Origin of the sequence: Streptomyces sp. NPDC058534 (genome assembly GCF_042717365.1) — a bacterium.
Classification (GTDB): Bacteria; Actinomycetota; Actinomycetes; order Streptomycetales; family Streptomycetaceae; genus Streptomyces.
This window is the reverse complement of record NZ_JBHXNW010000037.1, coordinates 77,155-80,224: the sequence shown is the minus strand read 5'-3', so window position 1 is coordinate 80,224 and position 3,070 is coordinate 77,155. Positions and strand designations below refer to the sequence as shown.

Sequence of the window (3,070 nt, the reverse complement as noted above, 5' to 3'; positions counted from 1 at the left end):
CACCTGTACCGGACGGGCCTCGCGCTCATCCCGGCTGCCGGGAGGGCAGTCGTCAGGCGCGCGAAGCGCGTCAAGCCCGCTGCCGCGAGGTAAGCAGGAATCTCCCGGCTTCGGCCGGGAGAGCACTTCAACAGTACTACTGCCACAACCACCCGCGCCCCACCGAGCCGCAGTACCCGCTGTGGCAGGGCCTGCGCCCCGGCTCCACGATGACGAACGCCGGGCTCGCCGCCCGCCTCCAGGAGTGCACCGGCTACGAGTCCGACCCGGCCGACCGGACCGCCCTCCAGCAGCGCAACCTCGACGACATCCTCGCCGTCACCCGTATCCCCGAGCGCACCCTGGAGTCGCATCTGAAGTTCGCCACCGCGAGGGCTGCTTCTACGATCCCGGCTTCCACCCGTCGCCGTACGCCTCCCGGGTGCGGCCCCGGCCCGGCGGACTCCACTGGCCGGCCATGACCGCCGCGCAGGAGCGGGCGTGGAGCAGGATCGACGGTGTGGGGATCGCGCCCTAGCGGACCTGCTCCCGCTCCGTCAGTACAGCGCGGATCACGTGGCGGGCGTTGCCCGCCATCGCCGGGTTGGTCTTCCGGTAGTACGGCAGTGCGATCAGGGCCTGGGAGAGGGTACGCCCCCGGCCGCGCCGCCAGGTCGCGTCGTCGACGCCGAGTGTCTCCCGGAAGACCTCCCGCGCGCCTGCGGGCAGCAGGTTCCACGCCGGGAAGAGGTCGCAGGCCGGGTCGCCCACTCCCGCGCACCCGAAGTCGATGACCGCGGTGAGCCTGCCGTCCTCGACCAGCAGGTTGCCCGGCATCAGGTCGGCGTGCAGCCAGACCGGCGGCCCGTCCCAGGCCGGGGCCCGCAGCGCGTCCTGCCACACGGCGGCCAGCGCGTCGCAGTCGACGTCCTCCTCGGGCAGGCCGCGCAGTTCTTCGAGGGCGGCCCGCGTCTCCGCGTCCTGCGTGGTGAGCGGGCCGCCGCGGTGGGCCACGGGAGCGTCGGGCAGGGCGACGGCCCGCATCGCTGCCACGAATCCGGCGAGATCCCTCGCCAGCGCCACGGGATCGGTGAGTGCCCCTGCCTCGGGGATCTCCCCGGGCAGCCACCGGTACACCGACCAGGGCCACGGGTAACCCGCGGCGGGCTCACCGGCCCCGAGGACCTCGGGCAATGCGGTGGGGAGCAGGGGCGCCAGCCTGGGCAGCCAGTGCCGCTCGGCCGTCACGTCCGACACGCCGCCCTTGATGAGCGGCAGTCGGACGACCATGTCGTCACCCAGCCGGTACATCGCGTTGACCGTGCCACCGGACGCGAAGCGCTCGACGGGCAGCCCCGCCCAGCGCGGGAACCGCCCGTCGACCAGCCGCCGCACCAGACGCTCGTCGAGGGGGTACGCGTCCGGATGCATCTGCCCTGAACTCATGGACCTCATCCGACCCTTCGGCACGGACGGCCGTCAAACGCTTTCCGGGCGGACGGTCAGCTCACCGAGATACTGGAGTTGCCGCTGCTCTGATAGCCCTCGGTGGCCATGATCATGTAGTAGCTGAAGCTGCCGAGCGGCATCCCGGCCCGCGCCCACGCGTCGAAGTGGTTGCCCGTGGTGACGGTCCCTCCGGTCCGCTTCGACTGCCGCACGCTCCAGTACTGATCGAAGGTGCGGGTGCCTTCGACGGAGGGGGCGTTGTACCGGGTCGTCCGGTAGATGTCGTACGTGCCGCCGTCGCTGTTCACCGTGCCCTTGTATGTGCCCGTGGGCCGGTAGGTGCCCCAGTTGTCGACGATGTAGTACTCGACGAGCGGGTTCGAGGTCCACCCGTAGAGGGTCAGATAGCCGTTGCCGGACGGGTTGAAGCTGCCCGAGTACCGCACCGTTCTGCGTCCGCCGTTGCTCCAGCCCTTGCCGCAGACGAAATTGCCGCAGTTGGTCCACGAGGTCCGGTAGCTGCCGCCGGAACTCAGCGTCATGGACACCGAGCCGCCGCCGTCGGTCCAGAACGAGTAGTAGAAGCCGTTGTTCGTGCCGGTCTGGTTCGTCCTGATGGTGGTGTCCGCGTGTGCGGTGCCCGGCAGCAGCAGCCCGGACGTGCTCGCCAGGGCCACGGCACCGGCACCGCCGAGGAAGCTTCTGCGGTCGATCGGGCGGGCGAAGTCTTTGTTGTCGCGCATGCGTCCTCCGACTGTGGGTGGGGGGTCTGTCGGTGCCGCCAGTGTTGGATTGTGACCGTGCGCTGTCAATAGTTTCGGAGCTAGTTGCGAAAAGTTCCTGACGCTCGGATTGTGTCCGCTTCCATGTTCTCCGAGGTGGAGGCAGTGAATGTGCTATTGCTCATGAGGTGCTGAGGATTCCTGGCCTCTTGATGATCGCAATGTGGACGCTTGGCTCCGAAAATTTCGACGCTGAAGTGGGCCGATCAGGGCCGCGCCGGCGGCCACGCTCTGGGCGAACGTGGTGCGCTTGAGGCCGGCCCCCGTCGTGAAGATCTGGCCGCGCAGGTGCTCGGGGGCCTCCCGGTGGCGTGGCGCCTGCACCAGCGCGCCGGCCCGGACGACCGTGTCCGGCGTGGCGGCCCCGGGAATCGCGCGAGTACGGCGTTGGCCGCCAGGGCCGAGGCCGCTGCGCAGGCGAACAGCAACGTGCCGCGCCCGGCGGCTCCGAGGGCCTGTGCGCCCAGCAGTGGGACGCAGGCCGCGAGCATGCCCTGGGCGAGGCAGGAGACGACCGAGGTGAGGGTCGCCCGGGCCAGCGGTGGGCGCCGCAGGATGACCCCGAACCCGGCGACGAGAGCACCGGCCACCGGAGCCGGACGCGTGCCGGGGCGGGGCGCGCGGGCAGGCGCCACGCCGCCGGGGCGGCCACCGCGACCGGCGCGGCGGAGACCGCACTGGGGCTCGCCGCCGCCGTCGTCACTCAGGGCGGCGGGGCCGGGTCGACCCAAACCGACCCCAGCGCTGGGGGGGGGGGGGCGGATGGGGGGGGGGGGCGGGGGGGGTGAGCGGGACCCGCCGGACTCCGCGGCGTCGGCGGGGGGGGGGGGATTGGCTCACGGCCAGCAACGTCGCGCGGG

The 3,070-nt window shown here is 71.7% G+C and carries 2 protein-coding genes and 1 pseudogene; 1 reads left to right on the top strand and 2 read right to left on the bottom strand.

Going from position 1 to position 3,070, the window contains the following annotated elements:
- Positions 1–119 precede the first annotated feature (119 nt).
- Positions 120–517, top strand: a pseudogene (locus tag ACFWR9_RS23030) (hypothetical protein); the annotation flags it as partial.
- Here ACFWR9_RS23030 and ACFWR9_RS23025 read toward each other — a convergent pair.
- Together ACFWR9_RS23025 and ACFWR9_RS23020 are read right to left on the bottom strand one after the other, a co-directional pair.
- Positions 514–1,425, bottom strand: coding sequence for an aminoglycoside phosphotransferase family protein (locus ACFWR9_RS23025; protein ID WP_383845174.1), 912 nt, complete (start codon positions 1,423–1,425; stop codon positions 514–516). The pseudogene ACFWR9_RS23030 and the gene ACFWR9_RS23025 sit on opposite strands and share 4 nt — an antisense overlap.
- A gap of 56 nt (positions 1,426–1,481) precedes the next feature.
- On the bottom strand, positions 1,482–2,171 hold the full coding sequence (locus tag ACFWR9_RS23020; protein WP_383845172.1) for a glycoside hydrolase family 11 protein: 690 nt from the start codon (positions 2,169–2,171) through the stop codon (positions 1,482–1,484).
- Positions 2,172–3,070: the final 899 nt, after the last annotated feature.

Coding starts and splice junctions, on each gene's coding strand:
- ACFWR9_RS23025 (WP_383845174.1), bottom strand. CDS start 1,425: ATGAGTTCAGGGCAGATGCATCCGGACGCGTACCCCCTCGACGAGCGT.
- ACFWR9_RS23020 (WP_383845172.1), bottom strand. CDS start 2,171: ATGCGCGACAACAAAGACTTCGCCCGCCCGATCGACCGCAGAAGCTTC.